This is a genomic window from Dehalococcoidia bacterium (assembly GCA_035310145.1).
Classification (GTDB): Bacteria; Chloroflexota; Dehalococcoidia; order CAUJGQ01; family CAUJGQ01; genus CALFMN01.
The window spans coordinates 51340-69108 of sequence record DATGEL010000047.1 but is presented as its reverse complement, the minus strand read 5'-3'; the positions used below and the strand labels follow the sequence as shown (position 1 = coordinate 69108).

Annotated in this window: 18 protein-coding genes; 10 read left to right on the top strand and 8 right to left on the bottom strand. The window is 70.0% G+C overall.

The window, feature by feature from the left end; translation table 11 throughout:
* The 5 genes from VKV26_09880 to VKV26_09860 all read left to right on the top strand — a co-directional run.
* On the top strand, positions 1-735 hold a 735-nt coding region (locus VKV26_09880; GenBank protein ID HLZ70200.1), incomplete at its 5' end, for an ABC transporter substrate-binding protein.
* Between the two features lie 153 nt (positions 736-888).
* Entirely contained in the window at positions 889-1233 is a 345-nt protein-coding gene (locus VKV26_09875) for a type II toxin-antitoxin system Phd/YefM family antitoxin (GenBank protein ID HLZ70199.1), read from the top strand.
* Positions 1230-1487, top strand: a complete 258-nt coding sequence (locus VKV26_09870; GenBank protein HLZ70198.1) for a type II toxin-antitoxin system RelE/ParE family toxin — start codon at positions 1230-1232, stop codon at positions 1485-1487. Before VKV26_09875 ends, VKV26_09870 begins: the two co-directional genes overlap by 4 nt.
* Before the next feature lie 46 nt (positions 1488-1533).
* The gene (locus VKV26_09865) at positions 1534-1833 is read left to right on the top strand and encodes a type II toxin-antitoxin system prevent-host-death family antitoxin (GenBank protein HLZ70197.1); all 300 of its coding nucleotides are present in this window, start codon (positions 1534-1536) and stop codon (positions 1831-1833) included.
* 6 nt (positions 1834-1839) lie between these two features.
* Entirely contained in the window at positions 1840-2106 is a 267-nt protein-coding gene (locus tag VKV26_09860; protein HLZ70196.1) for a type II toxin-antitoxin system RelE/ParE family toxin, read from the top strand.
* Positions 2107-2177: 71 nt separating this feature from the next.
* Here VKV26_09860 and VKV26_09855 read toward each other — a convergent pair whose 3' ends face one another.
* The 3 genes from VKV26_09855 to VKV26_09845 form a co-directional block, all read right to left on the bottom strand.
* Complete coding sequence (locus tag VKV26_09855; GenBank protein HLZ70195.1) at positions 2178-2987, bottom strand: alpha/beta fold hydrolase; 810 nt, start codon at positions 2985-2987, stop codon at positions 2178-2180.
* An 87-nt stretch (positions 2988-3074) separates the two neighbouring features.
* A complete protein-coding gene (locus tag VKV26_09850; GenBank protein HLZ70194.1) occupies positions 3075-4364 on the bottom strand; it encodes an LLM class flavin-dependent oxidoreductase in 1290 nt (429 codons plus the stop codon).
* Between the two features lie 164 nt (positions 4365-4528).
* Positions 4529-5782 (bottom strand): MFS transporter, encoded by a 1254-nt coding sequence (locus VKV26_09845; GenBank protein ID HLZ70193.1) that lies wholly within the window; start codon positions 5780-5782, stop codon positions 4529-4531.
* A 510-nt stretch (positions 5783-6292) separates the two neighbouring features.
* Here VKV26_09845 and VKV26_09840 point away from each other — a divergent pair.
* Positions 6293-7504 (top strand): S41 family peptidase, encoded by a 1212-nt coding sequence (locus VKV26_09840; protein HLZ70192.1) that lies wholly within the window; start codon positions 6293-6295, stop codon positions 7502-7504.
* A 45-nt stretch (positions 7505-7549) separates the two neighbouring features.
* On the opposite strand, the gene VKV26_09835 is transcribed toward VKV26_09840, so the two are convergent.
* The 3 genes from VKV26_09835 to VKV26_09825 form a co-directional block, all read right to left on the bottom strand.
* Positions 7550-7906, bottom strand: a complete 357-nt coding sequence (locus tag VKV26_09835; protein ID HLZ70191.1) for a hypothetical protein — start codon at positions 7904-7906, stop codon at positions 7550-7552.
* Between the two features lie 198 nt (positions 7907-8104).
* A complete protein-coding gene (locus VKV26_09830) occupies positions 8105-9319 on the bottom strand; it encodes a CoA transferase (GenBank protein ID HLZ70190.1) in 1215 nt (404 codons plus the stop codon).
* A 131-nt stretch (positions 9320-9450) separates the two neighbouring features.
* Entirely contained in the window at positions 9451-10662 is a 1212-nt protein-coding gene (locus VKV26_09825; protein HLZ70189.1) for a CoA transferase, read from the bottom strand.
* A 218-nt stretch (positions 10663-10880) separates the two neighbouring features.
* On the opposite strand from VKV26_09825, the gene VKV26_09820 reads away from it, so the two are divergent.
* On the top strand, positions 10881-11279 hold the full coding sequence (locus tag VKV26_09820; protein ID HLZ70188.1) for a TIGR03618 family F420-dependent PPOX class oxidoreductase: 399 nt from the start codon (positions 10881-10883) through the stop codon (positions 11277-11279).
* Positions 11280-11377: 98 nt separating this feature from the next.
* On the opposite strand, the gene VKV26_09815 is transcribed toward VKV26_09820, so the two are convergent.
* Positions 11378-12301, bottom strand: coding sequence for an AsnC family transcriptional regulator (locus VKV26_09815; GenBank protein ID HLZ70187.1), 924 nt, complete (start codon positions 12299-12301; stop codon positions 11378-11380).
* Positions 12302-12456: 155 nt separating this feature from the next.
* On the opposite strand from VKV26_09815, the gene VKV26_09810 reads away from it, so the two are divergent.
* The 3 genes from VKV26_09810 (at position 12457) to VKV26_09800 (ending at position 16517) form a co-directional block, all read left to right on the top strand.
* A complete protein-coding gene (locus VKV26_09810) occupies positions 12457-12987 on the top strand; it encodes a cupin domain-containing protein (GenBank protein ID HLZ70186.1) in 531 nt (176 codons plus the stop codon).
* Positions 12988-13189: 202 nt separating this feature from the next.
* Positions 13190-16126, top strand: coding sequence for an AAA family ATPase (locus VKV26_09805; protein HLZ70185.1), 2937 nt, complete (start codon positions 13190-13192; stop codon positions 16124-16126).
* 166 nt (positions 16127-16292) lie between these two features.
* Entirely contained in the window at positions 16293-16517 is a 225-nt protein-coding gene (locus tag VKV26_09800; protein HLZ70184.1) for a hypothetical protein, read from the top strand.
* Between the two features lie 264 nt (positions 16518-16781).
* On the opposite strand, the gene VKV26_09795 is transcribed toward VKV26_09800, so the two are convergent.
* On the bottom strand, positions 16782-17759 hold the full coding sequence (locus VKV26_09795) for a phosphotransferase (protein ID HLZ70183.1): 978 nt from the start codon (positions 17757-17759) through the stop codon (positions 16782-16784).
* Between the last annotated feature and the right edge of the window lie 10 nt (positions 17760-17769).

The following is a 17769-nucleotide window of genomic DNA, read 5'->3' as shown; positions in this document are numbered from 1 at the left end:
TTCAAGGACCAGCGGGTGCGCCAGGCGGCCTCGCTGGCGATCGACCGCCAGGGGATCATCGACGCGATCTACAACGGCCGGGGCGTGTTCGTCAACGTCGTGCCGCCGGGGCTGGGCAAGTGGTCGCTGGACCCGCTGGGCAAGGAGATCGGTGAGCCGGGCAAGTGGTTCAAGCACGACCCGCAGCAGGCGAAGCAGCTGCTGACGGCGGCGGGGGCGCTGGGCACGGAGTTCAAGTTCTACTACCCCAACAACGCCTACGGCGACACGTTCAACGCCTACGCCGAGGCGGCGCGCGGTATGCTCTCCGATGCCGGTTTCAAGGTTCAGCCCGTCACCGTGGATTACCTGAAGGACTGGATCAACAACGGCCAGGGCTACTTCAACAAGGGCGTGCCGGCAAACGGCATCGGCCACGCGTTGCAGACGCCGTTCACCGATCCGGACGACTTCCTCACCGGCATGCTCACCAAGGGCGGGAATCGAAATCACTCCCTGGTGGACGATCCGGAGCTCGCTCAGATCATCCAGAAGCAGCAGGTGGAGCTGGACCCGGACAAGCGGCTGCAGATCGTCTACGACGCGCAGCGCATGGCGGACGACAAGATGTACATCGTGCCGCTGCACTATACCAAGGCGTACACGTTCTTCCAGCCGTGGGTGGTGAACCCCTGGGTGGCAGACGACTACGACTTCGGCACCGAGACCGTGGCCTACATGTCGATCAACAAGTAGGCGCGGCTTCCTTCTGCGGTTCATGGGCACGAGCCGGGGCGTCGCGAGATGCCCCGGCTCGTCTTCTCTATGGCAGGCGGAGACGGCCGATCCACGTGGAAGGTAGTCCGGCAGTCTGCCGAAACGTACAATTGAGCGGAGAAGGCTGGTGAGATGATGCACGCTGAGGCAGACAACCTGGACGACAACATCCCCACGTCGGACGCCGTCCTCGTCTCAACGGCGGACGCCCGCAACCAGTTCGGCGACCTGATCAACCGCGTCGCCTACGGCCGCGAGCACATCGTGCTCACCCGCCGCGGCAAGGAACTCGTGGCGATCATCCCGGTGGAAGAGCTGCGTTGGATGGAGGAGTTCGAGAACCGCCGCGACCTCGAACTGATCGACCGCATACTCGCCGACCCGCAGCGGGAGCCGCCCATCTCGCTCGAAGAGCTGGAGGCCGAGCTAGCCGCCGAGCGAGCCGCCGAGCAGGCTGCGGCGCGGACCAGGGAGTGAAGTACCGAGTCGAGATTGACCCCCACGCGAGGCGGACCTTTCGCCGGCTCCCGCCGCAGACGCAAGACCGCATTCTCCGAGGGCTCAATGAATTGAAGGAGGATCCGCGTCCTCATGGCGTGGTCAAGCTGACGGATCGTCGCGGCGCGTACCGAATTCGCGTCGGGGACTATCGCGTCGTCTACGAGATTCATGACCGCGTGCTGCTGGTGCTCGTGATCGAGATCGACCATCGCCGCGACGTGTACCGCTGAGCACGGAACGGCGCAGCCGTACAATGGCCGGACAAGGGGGCCGCAAATGGACGAGCAACAGACCGACCGCGAAGAGGAACGGCAGCTCGGCACCGAGTCGATGAGCATCGACGAGTTGCGCGGCCAGCTCGACGCCGTGATCGACCGCGTCGTGCGGGACTGGGAGCGCGTGGTGCTGACGCGTTGCGGCGAGCAACTGGTCGCGATCATCCCGGCCGAGGAGCTGCGCTGGATCGAGGAGTTCGAGGACCGCCGCGAGGCCGAGATGGCGGCCGAAGCGCGCGAGGAGGCGAAGGGCCAGCCGACGATTCCGTGGGAGCAGATTAAGGAAGAGTTGGGGCTCTGACTGCAGATGCCCTATATCATCGAGTTCTCCGCGAGAGCACGGCGCCAGTTCGCGGCGCTACCCCGTCGGACTCAGCAGCGTCTTCAGCCTCATATCGACGCGCTTGCGGAGAATTCGCGGCCGGTCGGTGTCAAGAAGATGGCCGGCGGCGAGAGCGAGTACCGGATTCGGGTCGGCAGCTATCGCGTGGTTTATGAGATTCGTGATCGTGTGCTTATCGTCTACGTCGTCGCTGTCGGAGATCGGCGCGACGTCTATCGCGGGCCACGCTGAAGTAGCAGCAGAACGCTCGCCCCTCCGGTCCGAGGGACGGGCGCTTTGCTTTGTACCGAAGAGCCGAGCGCTCAGGCCAGGGCTGCGGCGGGCTGCTTTGCCAGGAAGCCGCTGAGCGCCTCGATCACCGGTGCCGTCTGCTCCAGCGTCACCAGGTGCGAGGCGTTGTCGATCAGCGTGACCTGCGCCTCCGGAATCAGCCGCTTGAACTCGTCGGCGTAGACCGGCGGGATGAGCTTGTCCTGCTTGCCCCAGATCAAGAGCGTCGGCGCCTTGATGCGGTAGGCGCGGTGCTTCAGGCCCTTGTCGGGGATCGGCCACAGGAACTTCGCCGCCGCCTGCATGTTCTGCACGCGCGCGATCGTCATTTCCATCAGCGCGTCGATGTCGGAAGGCGTCTGCTGCATCATCTTGCCCAGCGGCGAATCGACGTCCGCGACCACATGGCTGAGCAGTTCGGCCGGCGACATGGCGAAGATGTCGGGGATCGGCGTCTCCTCCAGCCAGAGGCCGGCCGGCGCGATCAGCCCGAGGCGGCGCACGCGGCTCTGGTCCGTCGCTGCCAGCTCGGCCGCGATCATGCCGCCCAGCGAGTGGCCGACGACGCTGGCCGACTCCAGCCCCAGCTTGTCGAACAGATCGTAGTAGGCCAGGCAGAGATCCCAGAAGCCGAGGATATTCTCCAGTCCCGTGGAGTTGCCGGTGCCGGGCAGGAACGGTGCATAGACCGTGAAGCGGTCGGAGAGCGCATCGAGGAACGGATCCCAGAGCAGGCCGCCGGCGCCGTGCAGGAAGACGACGGGCTCGCCCTGGCCGGCGACCTTCAGCTGGAAGGTCACGCGCTCGTTGGCGGGGATTAGCTGGTCCTTCGGTTGGGCCATCGCGCGAGAACACCCTTTCGAATGGCGCCCAGCCTTGCAGCGGGCGGCGGCATGCAGCGTTGCGCTTGCGGCAGGCGGGCAGCCGCGCTAATCGCCGAAGGCGGGCGCCGGCTCCTTGCGCGCCGAGCCGGTTGCATGGTCTGCCCCGTCGGCGTCCTCCGGGAAGCCGGAGGGCCAGTAGTGCGAGGCGTCCCACTCACCGAAGACCGGCCGCACTTTGGGCATGACCTCTTCGGCGAAGAGCTGCAGGTTCTTCATCGTCAGCCAGTGCGGCATCGAGCCGATCTGCAAGAGCAGCATCACGTTGCCGACGTGCAGCTTCTCCGAGAACTCGCGGAAGCGCTGCGCCACCGTTGCCGGCGAGCCGGCGACGATGAAGCCCATGTCGTTCAGCTCTTGCCAGGAGAGTCCCTCTTTGAGCAGCACGGCGGCGCTCTTCATCGTGCCGTCGAACTGCGAGCGCAGGCCGGCGCGCAGGCTCTTCACCGTGCGGTAGCCCGGCGCCTCTGCCACGCGCGGATCGACGTGCAGGCACTTGTTGAAGAAGTAGCGTACGTGCTCTTCGTAGTCGCTCTGCGCCCGCGCGTCCGTCTCCGAGACGCAGACGATCTGCGCGAAGCCGGCCCGATACGGGTTCATGTCGCCGTCCAGCTTGGCGGCGCGGTCCCAGAACTGGTCCATCACCTTCTGCGCGTACTGGTGGCCGAAGAAGCTGAGGTAGGAGAACGAATACTTGTGGTTGATCGCGAAGTCGTAGGTCTCCACGCTGCCGCCGCCGGGAATCCAGACCGGCGGATGCGGGCGCTGCGCCGGCCGCGGCCAGGGGTTCACATAGCGCAGCTGGTTGTACTTGCCGTTCCACATGAACAGCTCGTCCGTGGTCCAGGTCTTCATCACCAGGTCGTGCGCTTCGTAGTAGCGCTCGCGCAGCTCGGCCGGGTTGACGCCGTAAGCGTAGTTGGTGTCCATCGAGGTGCCGACGGGGAAGCCGGCGATGAAGCGGCCGCCGGTGAGCACGTCGAGCATGGCGAACTCTTCCGCCACGCGGATCGGTGGATTGTAGAGCGCCAGGCTGTTGCCCAGCACCAGCAGCGAGGTCTGGTCCTGCTTGCGGATCGTGCGCGCCAGGATCGAGCCAAAGAGGTTGGGCGAGGGCATCAGGCCGTAGGCGTTGGAGTGGTGCTCATTCACGCCCACACCGTCGAAGCCCAGGTCGATCGAGAACTCCAGCTCGTCCACGTAGTCGTGGTAGAAGCGATGACCGCGCTTCGGGTCGTAGAGCGTCTTCGGCGGCGTCACCCAGACGCTGGGGTACTTCTGCTCGAAGTCGTCGGGCAACTCGCGGTAGGGCATCAGGTTGAAGGAGACGAATTTCACGATCGCGTCCTTTGCCGGCGTGAAAGCGCGGATGCGCGTGCAACAGGCAGACCCGCGCGGGCGCTCTCGCCCGCCGCCGGGGCCGCTGGCACGAGCGTACCAACCAGCGGGCCGCGGCTCAAGCGATCTGTCAAGCAAACGTTTGCCGAAGCGCGTGGGACCGCTCAGCCCGCTCGCCTGCGCGTGCCGGCGATGTCGGTCGTGGGCAGCAGCACCAGCGCCGCCGCGACGTAGGAAGCGCCCATCAGCAGGAAGGCCGCATGGAAACCGTAGCGGTCAATCACCGCGCCGATAATCGCCGCCCAGACCGAGCCAATCCCGTAGCCGATCGTGAAGTACAGGCCGAAGCCGATGCGGTGCGAGCCCGAGCCGATCGCATCGGCGAAGAACGACTGGATCACCGGACTCTCGGCATAGGCCGTGATGCCCAGCGCCAGCAACAGCGGGAACAGTGCCCAGAGCGCGTTGCCGGCGAACACCAGCAGCAACATCGAGACCAGCGCCGCGCTGTAGGCCGTGATCAGCATCGGCTTGCGGCCGAACCTGTCCGAAAGCCGCCCGGCCGCAAGCGTGCCAACCACGGAGCCGACGAGCAGAATGTTGAACAGCACGCCGGTCGTGACGTTGCCGAAGCCAAGCCCCGTCTTGAGGTACGACGGCACATAGGTCGTGATCACGCCGAGGCCACGCCCGCCCGCGGCGATCGTGGCGGCGACGAGGATCAGCACGACCGTCTTGCGGCTGAGCATCGCCTTCAGCTCCGGCCAGACGCCGGCGTCGGGCGGCTCGGCCGCGGCGCGGGCCGCGCGCTCCGGGTCTTCCCGCAGCAGAAAGAAGGTGAGCACGCCCATCAGGCCGATGGGAATCGCCCAGAGCAGCAGCGTCAGCCGCCAGCCGAAGGCGCTGATCATCACCGCGCCGAGCAGGGGTACGATCAGCGTGCCGACATTGCCGCCGCCTACGTGCGCGGCCAGGGCGAAGCCGCGCCGCTCCGGCGGAAACTCCTCGGCGCAGTAGGCGCTGCCCACCGGGTGCTGCGGGCTGCCGGCGACGCTGCCCGCCATTTTCAGGGCGCCGAACTGCACGACGTTGCCGCTGGCCGCCATCAGCGCCACGCAGAGACTGAGCGCGACGTTCTCCCAGCCGATCAGCGTGCGCGCCGAGACGCGGCGGTTGATGTAACTGAACAGGGCCTGCAGGACGCCGCTGCAGAGGTTCGAGAGGGCGATGATGATGCCCAGCGTGCTGAAGTTGAAGTGGAACTGGTCCTGCACGAGCGGGTAGATCAGCGGCAGCAGGGCGCCGTACATGTGGTTGGTGGCGTGCGCCGCGCTGACGCCGAGCAGGCCCATCGCCCGCCGCCGCTCCGTGGCCGAGGCCGACTCCCAGCGCTCGCGCACGCCGACCGCAACGTTCACTCCTCACCCTCACCCGCGCCGGTTCGTTGCGCCGCCCCGCGCCGCAACCCTGGCCCGCGCCCCATCTTACGGCAGCCGCACAGATCACGCCGACGGACATGGTGGCCCGTGCGCCTTCGGAAAACTCATCAATTCCACCCGGCCGCTCCTCTACACTGAAGAGACAGCGAAACAACGGATGAGCGCCATGGTGGCGGGCCTGAGCCGGCGGATGCCTCCCGCCTGGGCCGTCAGATGATCGAACATCGCCCTGGCCGGCGTCGAGCCTCCTCCGGCTTCGCCCTGCTGGTCACTATCGCCTGCGCCCTCCTCGCCTGTACCGGACGTGGCCATGAGGTCGCCCGGAACGCCGGCATAGCCACCCTGCCGCCGGCGGCGACGACAGCAGGGCCATCCGCAGCAGCGCCGGCAGCGCCCGTCCCGGACACGGGCTCGCTTGCCGTCCCAACCCCGGCGCCTGTCCAGGCGACGAGTACGCCAACCGACACGCGCACGGCGGGCGAGCCGGCCGTGCGCGTGCGCTTCGCCGTGCGCGTGCTCTACGAGGAGTACGTCACGCCGCTGGACCCGGCGCAGCTCTTCGGCGACGCCTGGCAGGGCGCGGCGAACGCCTTGCAGCAGGCCGGCGTGCAGAACCTGCCGCCGCCGCCCGTCTTTCCGCACGACTTCGACGCGGCGGCCGCGCTGCACACGGCCGCCTTCCCCGCGCTGGAACGGCTGGCGCAGGGCCGTCTCTCCGACCGGCAGATCATCGACGCGGCGCTGAAGCAGCTAGGCGCGCGGCGCAACGACTGCCACACGCAGTACCTGCCGCCGGACCTGGCGCCGCAGGCCGCGGCCAATCTGCGCGGCCAGGCGAAGCAGCTCGTCGGCGTGCAGTTCAGCACGCAGGCGCCGCTGCGCATCGTCGCCGTCACGCCCGGCAGCGACGCCGAGCGGGCCGGGTTGCGTCGCGGTCTGCTGGTGATCGCGGTCAACGGCGAGCCGGTCGGCCAGCAGACGCCGGCGCAGGCGCTGGCCTCCGTCGCGCGGCACAACCAGGACGGCCAGCCCAGCAGCTTCGGCGTGGCCGAGCCGGGCGGCGCGCCGTTCGACGTGACGCTCACACCGCAGCCGATTCCGCTGGCCATGGCGGTGCGCGAGCCGGGCAATCTCGGCCTGCTACGCTTCGACACGTTTGCGCTGGGCGACGCGCAGTACCAGGAGCTGCGGCAAGACCTGGCGCGGTTCGAGTCCGAGGGCGTGCGCGGCTGGATCCTCGACCTGCGCTTCAACGGCGGCGGCCAGCCGCCCGACAAGATCGCCGGCCTCTTCCTGCAAAGCGGTCTGCTGTGGACGATGGTGACGCGCGACGGTGCGCCGGAAGCGCACAGCGCCGCGGGCAACACCCTGCCCGTTCAGCGGCCACTCGTTGTGCTCACCGGCCGCGGCAGCCTCTCCAGCGCCGAGATCCTGGCCGCCGTGTTGCAGACGTTCGGGCGGGCGAAGGTCGTGGGCGAGCAGACGAGCGGCTGCGTGGGCGAGGCGAAGATCGAAGGGCTGCTGGACGGCTCCTGGCTCGAATTCTCGATCGCCCGCGTGCTGATCGGGCCGCAGCAGCGCAATATCGCCGGCAGCGGCGTCATGCCCGACGTGGCCGTCGCGCCGGACGACGCGGCCGCGAACGATCCACAACTGCTCGCCGCGATTCGCCTGCTGCAACAAGAGGCCGTCGGGCCATGAGGCGCGCGATTCGACGGCCGCCCAGCAGCGCGGAGCAGAGCGCGCTCAGCCCGTCTCGCCGCCGGCGCCGCGCTCGCGCTCGGCGAGCCACGCCTCCCAGAAGCGGCTGAACGGACCGGGCGGCATGGGCGCACCCGGCCCGGCGGCGCCGAAGGCCTGCAATGGATTCAGGAAGAACTGCATCGCCTGGCGCGCCGCGGCGGGCGGTCCCGTACGCATGAACTGCTCGCTGCGCCGGCCCAGGTCGGCCATCAGCGCCGTGGTCTCGGCGTTCTGCTGCAGCGCTTCACCCGCCGCCTCGTACACGCGCGCCCAGGCGACCGTATCTTTGCCCATGCGCTCCTGCAGCCGCGCCACCTCGGCCAGCAGGTCCCAGAAGCGGTCTTCACGTGCCTCGGCCACGGAGCGGCTCCTCTCAGTTGCGGCGGGCACGTGGCCTCTCCGCCGGCCGTCGGCCCTCACCTCATCTGAGGTACCCCTCTCCCAATCCTGGGCGAGGGGAGACGCTGTTCGGCTTCGCCTGCGGCCCCCCATCCCCCAGCCCCTTCCCCCAGGATTGGGGGCACCAGAGATGAACTGGGGGATGGGGGGGCCGCGTCCTCACTCCACCGCGCCGCTGGCCACGGCCTCGATGATCTCGTCGTCGCCCAGGCCGAGCAGCTCGCGCAGCACGTAGTCGGTGTGCTCGCCCAGGGTGGCGTTGGCCCGCGTAATCTGCGCCGGCGTGCCCAGCATCTTCGTGCGCGAGTTTTCAACGAAGCACTCGCCCAGCACAGGATGGGCGACCTTGATGAAGTGCTGTCGCGCCTCGAGCTGCGGCTCCTCGAAGGCGCCGGCGATCGTCACGACCTCGCTTGCGGGCACGCCCGCCGCCTGCAACGCCGCCTCCAGCTCGCGCGGCGGCTGCGACGCGGTCCAGGCCGCGATCGCCGCGTCCAGCGCCGCCTCGTTACGCCGCCGTCCCTCCGCCGTGGCGAAGCGCGCGTCGCCGGCAAGCGCCGGTCCGGCCAGCCGCGCCAGTGCCTGCCACTGCTGCTCCGAGCCAACCGAGAGCGCGACCCAGCGATCATCGCCCGCGGCGGGATAGCCGCCGTTGGGGCAGAGCAGGCGGTCGCTGTTGCCGGCGGGCGGCCAGACGCGGCCGTTTGCCGTGAACTCCAGTACTGCCTCGCCGAGGAAGTGGATCGAGGCCTCCGACTGGGCCATGTCGAGGTGCTGGCCCTCGCCGGTGAGGCGGCGGTGCTCCAGCGCGGCCAGCAGCGCGGCCACGGCGAATTTCGGCGCCACGTAATCGGTGTAGGCGCTGAAGGGGCCGGCGGGGGCGCGGTCGGGCCACTCGACGAAGGGCGCGAAGCCGGCCAGCGCCGCCCCCAGTGTGCCGTAGCCCGCCACCTGCGCGTAGGGCCCCGTCAGGCCGTTGAGCGAGGTGCTGAGCATGATCAGGCCGGGGCTGATGCGCTGCAGCGCGGCGTAATCCAGCCCGCAGGAGCGCATGACCTTCGGCGTAAACGCCTCGCACACCACGTCGGCCCACTGTACCAACTTCCGCGCCAGCGCCTGTCCTGACTCGGTGCGGATGTTGAGCGTGACGCCGAGCTTGCCGGCGTTGTTGTCGGCCATGAAGGCCGAGGTTTCTGGGTCGGGATTGCCCTGCCAGGCCGGGCCGAGCGTGCGCCCCGTCTCGATCTTGGTGGCGCTCTCGACCTTGACCACCGTGGCGCCGTAGTCGGCTAGATACCGCGTGGCCGCCGGCCCGGCCATCACCCAGGTGAAGTCGAGAACTTTCAAGCCGGCCAGCGGCAGATCATCGGTCATGTGGCCTCACCCCCTAACCCCCTCTCCAGGGCTTTCCATCGCGCGGAGCGCGATCTTCGATAGAGAGGGGGAAGCTGTGGAAGGGTTTGAAAATCCGCTTCGCCCTGCGCCCTACGCCTGCTATTCCCTGTTCACTGCCCCAACAGCTCGGCGTTGTGTTCGCCGAGCAGGGGGGCGCGGCGGCGGTACTGGATCGGCGTGGCGCTGAGCTTCACGAAGGGGCCGGGATAGAGGAAGCTCTTGCCCAGCTCCGGGTGCTCGACTTCCACCCAGTAGCCGCGGTCGCGCCACTGCGGCGATTCGACCACGTCCTCGATCGTGCTGCACGGGCCGAGCAGCAGGCCGCGCTCGCGCGCCAGCTCGAACAGCTCCAGCTTCGTCTTGGTCATGAAGTAGGCGATCACCGCGTCGTAAGCGCGCAGCAGCTCGGAGGGCGGCTCCTGGCCGGAAAAGAGCAGGTTGGCGTAGTTCACGTAGTCCTTCGCCGCCAGCGAGTCGTCGGCGAAGCCCGCCTCGTGCAGCACCTGCATCAGCCGGTTCGTGGCGGGGCCGATCGCCGTGCCGAAGAAGAAGGTGCAGGAGACGTAGCCGTCTTTGCAGGGGAAGACGAGCTTCAGCGTCATCGGCCCCGCCGCCACGCCGCCGGCCACGCGCGAGAGATAGGAGCGCGGATCCTGCCAGGCGGTGGCGAGGATGTTGCACTGCGTCGCCATCGTCACCGCCTGCTGCGCGGAGACGTCCAGGCGCTGGCCGCGACTCGTCTTCACACGGCCCTGATGGGCGATCAACGCCGTGGCCGCCGCCTCGGCGCCGGCGTGCAGGTGCGCCTGCGGCACGCTGATGCGCAGCGGCGCCCGGTCGGCGTCGCCGGTGAACGAGAGCACGGTGGACGAGGCCATGATCACGATATCGGAGGCGAGCCAGTGTGCCTTCGGCCCGTCCAGCCCGAAGGGCGAGGTCGAGACCATGATCAGCCTGGGATTTTCGGCCGAAAGCCGCTCGTAGCCCAGCCCCAGCGCCTCCATGCTTGGCGCGCCGGCGGCATTCCCCGGCCCCATGCCCTCCAGCACGAAGTCCGCCCCGGCGGCGAGGCGGCGGAAGCGCTCCTGGCCGTCCGTCGTGGTCAAATCGAGCGTGACGCCGCGCTTGTTGCGGTTGTACGCCCACCAGGGCAGGCTGCGGTCGGGGTGCGGCGTGTCCTGGTAGAAGGGTGGGCGGCGGCGCAGCGCCGCACCCTCCGGCGGCTCGACCACGACCACGTCGGCGCCGAGGTCGCCGAGGATCTGGCCGCAGATCGCGGTGCCGAAGCCGGCGACCTCCAGTACGCGCAGGTGTTTTAGCATGGGCGCCTCCGCTGGACAGGCGGCGATCGGCAGTCGGCCGCGCCGGGGTATCCCTATTCTGTGGAAAACCGGCGCACGGTCAAGCGCGGCGCATGCGGCCCGGAAACGGGCGGCCGCACGCGGGGCTCGCCCATTGGCGCGGCCGCCGTAAGATGGGGGTGAACACTCGCAACGCGTGACCGTTGACCCCGCAGAGAGTACAGGCCGAGGGGAGAGGCATGGCAACGCTTTCGCCGGAGCAGCGCAAGCTGTTTGAGGAGAAGAACTTCGTCGCGGTGGCGACGGTGGGCAAGGACGGCACGCCGCGCAACACGATCGTCTGGGTGGACATGGACGGCGACAACGTGCTGATCAACGGCGCGCAGAGCCGCGCCTGGATCAAGAACCTGAAGCGCAACCCCGGCGTCGCCCTCACGATCTACGACCACGAGCGGCCCTACCGCCGCGTGACCGTGATCGGCAAGGCGATCGAGATCACGACGCAGGGCGGCGAGGAGAGCATCGACAAGCTCTCGATGAAGTACGGCGGCCGCCTCTACCCGGCGCACGACACGAACAATCCGCGCACGATCGTACGCATCCGCCCCGAGACGGTGACGGCGATGGGCGTACAGTAGCGCGGGCGCTTCCCGTCTTACGGATGGGTTCAAAACCGGCTCGGGTTTCCGCTTGCAGGTGTGCGATCGCATGTGAACGCCGGTTTTGAACCCATGTCTTAGCCCGGCAGCTTGGGGTAGAACGGCCCGCCCAGCGAGACGTCGGGGATCGTCATCTGGCCGAGGTTGGTGACGCGCTCGACGCGGTTGTTGGCGAAGGCGAAGGCCAGGCGTGAGAAGGCCGTGCCCACGTTGCCGCGGCGCGTCTCCACCGGGCTGAGCGCGTCGATCACGATCGCGTACGGCTCCTGCGCCTCGGCCACGTGCACGATGCGGTACCACAGCCGCCGGTAGGCTTGCCGCGTGCGCTGCGCCTGTTCTTCGATCGCAGCGATGCCCTGCCAGGTGCCGGCGGCGGGGTGCGGCTCGCTGAGCGTGTAGACAATCTCCGGCGCCGACAGCTGGCGCAGCCGCTCGCCGTCGGCGCGCACGAGCGCGTCGACCCAGGCGGCGGCCAGCGCCACCTTCGGCTCCAGCGCCTTCGGCAGCGTGGCGCCGGGCGCCAGCTCGTACGGCGCCTCCGCTTTGGGCGCGTCGTCGGCGAACACGGCCGCCCAGCCGTCGTCCTGCTTCACGGTTTCGAGCACGTGGTGGATCACCAGCCGGCGCAGGCCGCGCACGCCCTGCAGCTCGCGCATCAGGCTGCCGAGCGCCGTCTCTGAGGGCAGCGCCGCCTGGAAGCCCAGCTCGAACTCGCCCGTCACGCGGTCGGCCCGCAGCACATACGGCGAGGTGCGCAGGATCGCCAGGATCTCGGGCAGCGCCCCAAGCTCGGTCTGCACGAAGCCGAAGACCTCGGTTGTGAGGCCGAGCTGCGCCAGGTTGGGCAGCGCCCGGCAGCGCAGCAGCTCCGTGTCGCGCAGGCGGTTGAGCCGCGTGGCCGCGGTCATGCCGGAGACGCCGAGCTGCTTGCCCAGCGCGGCGTAGGACACCCGCGGGTCGAGCTGCAATTCCTCGATAATGCGCCGGTCGAGATCGTCCATTCGCAACCCTGGCGGCCTGCCGGCTGGTGAATCTGAGCGTGGCCGCGAAAAAAGTCTAGCATGGGCCGTCGATCGCCAGCCTGCCGCCTTGCTTCTTGACATCCCGCACAGCCACGGCGCAGCGTACGCGCCAGACGAGCGGCGAGGAGGACGCGATGAACGTGCGGCGCGTGGTGACCAGGCGGACGGCGGAGGGCAAATCCGTGTTCGTCAGCGACGAGCCGCTGCCGCCGGTCACCGTCGGCCTCGTGCCCGGCGGCGAGTTCCACATCATCTGGGGCGCCGACCAGACGGTGCAACTACCCAGCGACGGCAGCGCCCCACCGATGCAGGGCTGGTTTCCGCTCGCCGGCGGCTTCCGCTTCGCCTTCGTCACTCTTGGTCCGGCGACCATCACCATGCCGGCGGACCTGGACATGGCCGCGGCCTTCGCCGAGCTGAACCAGAAGCTGCCCGGTCTGGCCGAGGTGATAGAGCCGGAGCATCCCGGCATGCACACCACGGACACGATCGATATCGACCTCGTCATCTCCGGCGAGGTCTGGCTGGAGCTGGACGACGGCGCCGAGCGGCTGCTGCGGGCAGGCGACTGCGTGGTGCAGAACGGCACCCGCCACGCCTGGCGCAACAAGTCATCGGACCCGTGCGTGCTGGCCGTGGCATTGATCGGCGCGCGGGGAGGGTAACGCGGCCGGCGCACGGAGTTGGTCGAAATGCGGCAGCGCCGGAACCTCGGCTGTCGGATGCGCGCACCCGTCGGCGCGGCCCTGCCCTGCGAACTTGCAACGAATTTGCGCCTCCTTCCTCGGACGATTCGGCCGCCAGGCGCCGTTTATGGTGATTAGGACGAATCTGCACGCGGACTGAACCGGTTACGAGGCGTCCGGGGTGGCAAACACGCTTCTGGCCACACCGTTTGTCGGCCGCCGGCTGGAGCGCACGCTGCTGCGGGAGGCGCTGCAGGGCGTGCGGCGCGGCGAAGGACGCGTCGTGCTGATCGACGGCGACGCCGGCATGGGCAAGTCGCGCTTGCTGGAAGCCGCCGCGGCAGATGCGCTGGGCCAGGAGGTCGCCGTTCTCTGGGGACGCTGCTCGGAGGACGGCGGCGCACCGCCGTACTGGCCCTGGCGGCAGGTGCTGCGGGGCTGGCTCGATGCCGCGCGGACCGAGGCGCTGCCCGGACTGCGCGAGCTGCTGGCAGCGGTGGCCCCGGCCTGCCCGGAGGTCCTTGCAGCGTGTCCCGAGCCGCCGGCATTGCCGGTGCTTGAGCCGGCGCAGGAGCGCTTCCGCCTGTTCGACGGCGTGGCCCTGCTACTGAGGGCCGCGGCCACGGAGCATCCGCTCTGCATCCTGCTTGACGATCTGCACCGGGCCGACATGGCTTCACTGCAGCTGCTGCAGTTCCTGCTCGCCTCGATCGCGGAGAGCCGGATCATGCTCGCGGGCGCCTACCGCGGCTCGGAGCTTGCGCCGGGGCATCCACTCCTGCACGTCATCGCCGATCTCCCGCGCCACAGCGCCGGCACGGTCGTCCGTCTGGGTGGGTTGAGTGAGACGGACGTCGATACGTTCACCGCCAGGCTCATGCCGCAGCCGTTGTCAGACCGCGTACGCGCCGAGCTGTTCCAGCGGTCGGAAGGCAACCCGTTCTTCCTGAGCGAGCTCGCGCGCGTGCTGCTCGATCAGGGGCCTGTGGCAGGCGCCGGACCGCTTCCCGTGCCGGCCACGGTGCGGGACACCATCCGTTTCCGGCTCGGCCGCCTCTCCGCTGCCTCCAACGAGACGTTGCTGCATGCCGCCGTACTCGGTCGCGACTTCACGATCGCGGCGCTGGAGGCGGTTGGACCGCTCGCCGGCGACGCGCTGCTCACCGCACTGGAGGAGGCGGAACGCGCCGGCATCGTCGCGGGCGCCGCCGGCACGCCGGGGCGGATGCGCTTCGCGCACGTGCTGATCCGCGACACCATCTACTACGGCACCCCGGCGGCGCAGCGGGCGCGGCTGCACCACGCCGTCGGTGATGCCCTGGAGGGCCTCTGGCGGCTGGAAGTGGACGCGCACCTGGCGGAGCTGGCCGCGCACTTCCACCACGCGGGCATCAGCGCCGCCGCGCCGCGCGCCGTCGCCTACCTGCGGCGGGCCGGCGACCAGGCGATGCAGAACCTGGCGTACGAAGAGGCCGCCGCCTGCTACGAGCAGGCGCTGCAGACGCTGCCGGCCACGGGCACGCCGACCGGTCGCCAGCGCTGCGAGCGGCTGCTCGCGCTGGGCGAGGCGCTGCGCCAGTCCGGCGACTTCACGGCCGCCGATACCCGGTTCATGGAGGCGGCGGTGAGGGCCCGTGAGTTCCGCGGCGCCGTCGAGTTCGCGGCCGCGGCGCTGGGGCTGACGAGTGGCGCCAACATGAGCTTCCTCGACGACGCGCGGCTCGCCCTGTTGCAGGAGGCCGCCGCGGCGCTGCCGCCGGAGGCAGCCTCGCTGCGCGTGCGTGCCCGGGCGCGCCTGGCCCGCGTGCAGATCTTCCGGCCGGGTTGGGCGCAGGCCGAAACACTGAGCCGCGACGCGGTGCAGGAGGCACGGCAGCTTGGCGACGCGGCGGCGCTTGGCATCGCGCTCGACGGGCTGAAGCTCTCGCTCTACCCGGCGCCGGCCCTCGCCGAGCGCCTGGCGATCGCGAGCGAGATGCTGGCGATCGCCCGCAGGCAGAACAACGCGGCGCTGGAGATGCAGGCCCGCTCAAACTACGCCGAAGACCTCGTCGCGATCGGCGACATTCCGGCCGCGCTCGCCGCGGTCGACGAGTACACGCGGCGGGCGGAGGCGCTGCGCCAGCCACAGTACCGCTGGTACGCCCGCTGCGTGGAGACGGCGAGTGCCTTGTTCGCGGGCCGCTTCGCCGATGCCGGCCGCCTCATGCAGGAGGTGAGCGCCATCGGCACCGAGATCTCCGCTGACGCCGTGATCACCGCGGCCGCCCACCAGATCGTGCTGGTGCGGGCGCTGGGCCAGCAGGAAGCAGCGCTCGCCGCCCTCGGCGCGATGGTCGCGCGCTATCCGCATCTGCCCATTCACCTGCCGATCGCCGTGATGCACAGCGACCTCGGCCACGAGACCGAGGCGCGGCTTTCGTTCGAGCAGTTGGCCGCCGATCGCTTCAGCAGCATCGCCCGCACACCGGCCGCCTGCGGCTCGCTGGCAATGGCGGCCGAGGTGTGCGCGTTCGTCGGCGATCGGCAGCGCGCCGAGGTGCTGTACGAGTACCTGCTGCCGCATGGCGACAGCAACGCCCTCGTCGGTCTTTCACACGCCTGGCTTGGCTCCGTGCAGCGCTATCTTGCCCTGCTTGCCGCGACGCTCGCTCGCTGGGAGGCGGCCGAGCAGCACTTCGAGCAGGCCCTGGCGCTGAACCGGCGGATGGGCGGCCGGCCCGGGGAGGCCGCGACGCTCCACGACTTCGCGGCCATGCTGATCCGTCGCGGCCGGCGCGACGACCAGGCCCGTGCGCGGGAGCTCGCCGCGGCGGCGCAGCAAATCGCGGCAGAGCTGGGCATGGCGCGGCTGGCGGAGCAGGCCGCCGCCGTGCTCGCGGCGGCGGAAGGCGAGCAAGAACGTGCTCGCCGGCCTGCTCTGCCCGCCGGCCTCAGCGAGCGGGAGATCGAGGTGCTGCGCCTGGTCGCCGCGGGCAAGAGCAACCGCGAGATCGGTGAGACGCTGGTGCTGAGCATCAACACCGTGAACCGGCACGTCAGCCACATCTTCGAGAAGACCGGCGCCCAGAACCGCGCCGAGGCCACCGCCTTCGCCCTGCGTCACGCCCTCGCGTAAAGCGCCCGCCGACCCCCTGTGATCATTCCTTGCTATCGACACCGCCGCGACGGCCGCGGCAAGAATCCCCAGTTCCTTCGATGGCAGCCTGCTGCCGCAGCGGCAGACTGCAGACAGGAACGGTGGAGTTCAGCCGCGCGACGACCGCCGCGCGCAGGAGCCAGACATGATCAGCGCAGCCCAGGACTTCGAGGCAGCGTACCTGCACCGCATTCGCAACGATGTGATCTTGCCGGCGGCAGAACGCCGCCAGCGCCTTGCGGACGAGCTGGAACGGCTGGGCCCGCCCGAGCCAGGCGCCGGCCGGCCGCGGAGCTGGCCGGCGCGGCTGCTTGCCGCGCTGCGGACGCGGCGGGCGCGAGCCACGAAAACGCCCGCCTTGCCCGTGTAGCTGGCGGCTTCACGAAGAATCACGCCATCCGACGCGCGAGTTGAACGCACGGCGTCTCGGCCCCGCCCCTCTCCTTCTCCCGAGAGCACCCCGCGTTCCGCGTGATACGGAGCATCAGAGGCAGGAGAGGACCCTTCCGGCGTCGAGCAATCCGTCGGGAGCCAGCGAAACACGGCCTTGTGGGGCGAGTTCGGCCGGCGCGAAGCGGCCATGGCATGGCACCCGCGCGCGCCGTGACGTGAGCTGCCACCGATGGCGCGGCGATCAGACAGTCGGGGGGATGGCGGCTGCGCGGCGCAGCGCGGTATCGGCGAAGGCGCGCAGGCGGGCGCGCATCGCGTCTGCCGTGACATCGTGGCGGGCGAAATCGTGGTAGCCCGGCAGCCAGCGGGCGGGGTCCGGCAGCGGCGCCGTGATTGCCGCGAGATCCCACCAGTCCAGCCCGGACACGCGCCGACCCGCGGCGGCTTCATAGGCGGCGAGAAAGGCATCGGCCGCGGCCGGGCCTTCGAGCAGCGCCAGGTCCAGCCGGCAGGTAGCCACGTCGAGGGCCGGGTCGTCCACGCCGGCATGGTCCCAGTCCACCACGCCGCAGAGCCGGCCGCGGCGCCAGAGCGTGTTGCCGGCCCAGTAATCGCCGTGCACGAGCGCGGCCGGCGCCGCGGGCGGGGTGCCCTGCGCCAGCGCCGCGGCCAGGGCGGGGCCGTCGACGTACGGCGTGGCCAGCACATCCGGCTGCCGGCTGTGCTTCAGCGCCATCGCGCGGTGGTGGCCGGGGCCGGGCAGGCCGTCGAGGTTCAGGCCGGCGAGCGGCGCCCGGTGCAGCGCGGCCAGCGCCCCGGCCAGCTCGCGCAGCCAGGCGGCATAATCGCGCGGGTGCAGCTGCGTGCGGCCCGGCAATCGCGTCATCGCCAGCGCGGGCGTGCCGAACAGCTCGCCCGCGGGGTCGAACCAGACGGGGCGCGGCGCCGGGTAGCTCACCTGTCCCAGCAGGCGCAGGGCGTGCCAGCCCCGCTCCGGCATGCCCGCGTGGTCTGCTTCCAGCTCCGCCACGTAGCGACGCAGCACCAGCCGCAGCCGCTCGCCGGAGGGCAGCAGCAGATCGAGCGCGTGCATGGCGGCATCGAGGCCGCCGCCGAGCCGGCGCACACTGACCGCGCGGCTGTCCGGCGCCACGCGATCGGCGAAGCGCTGCAACGCCGCTCGCGGCAGCGGCCAGGGGCGACGATCCGGAACAGTCATTGGCGCAGCG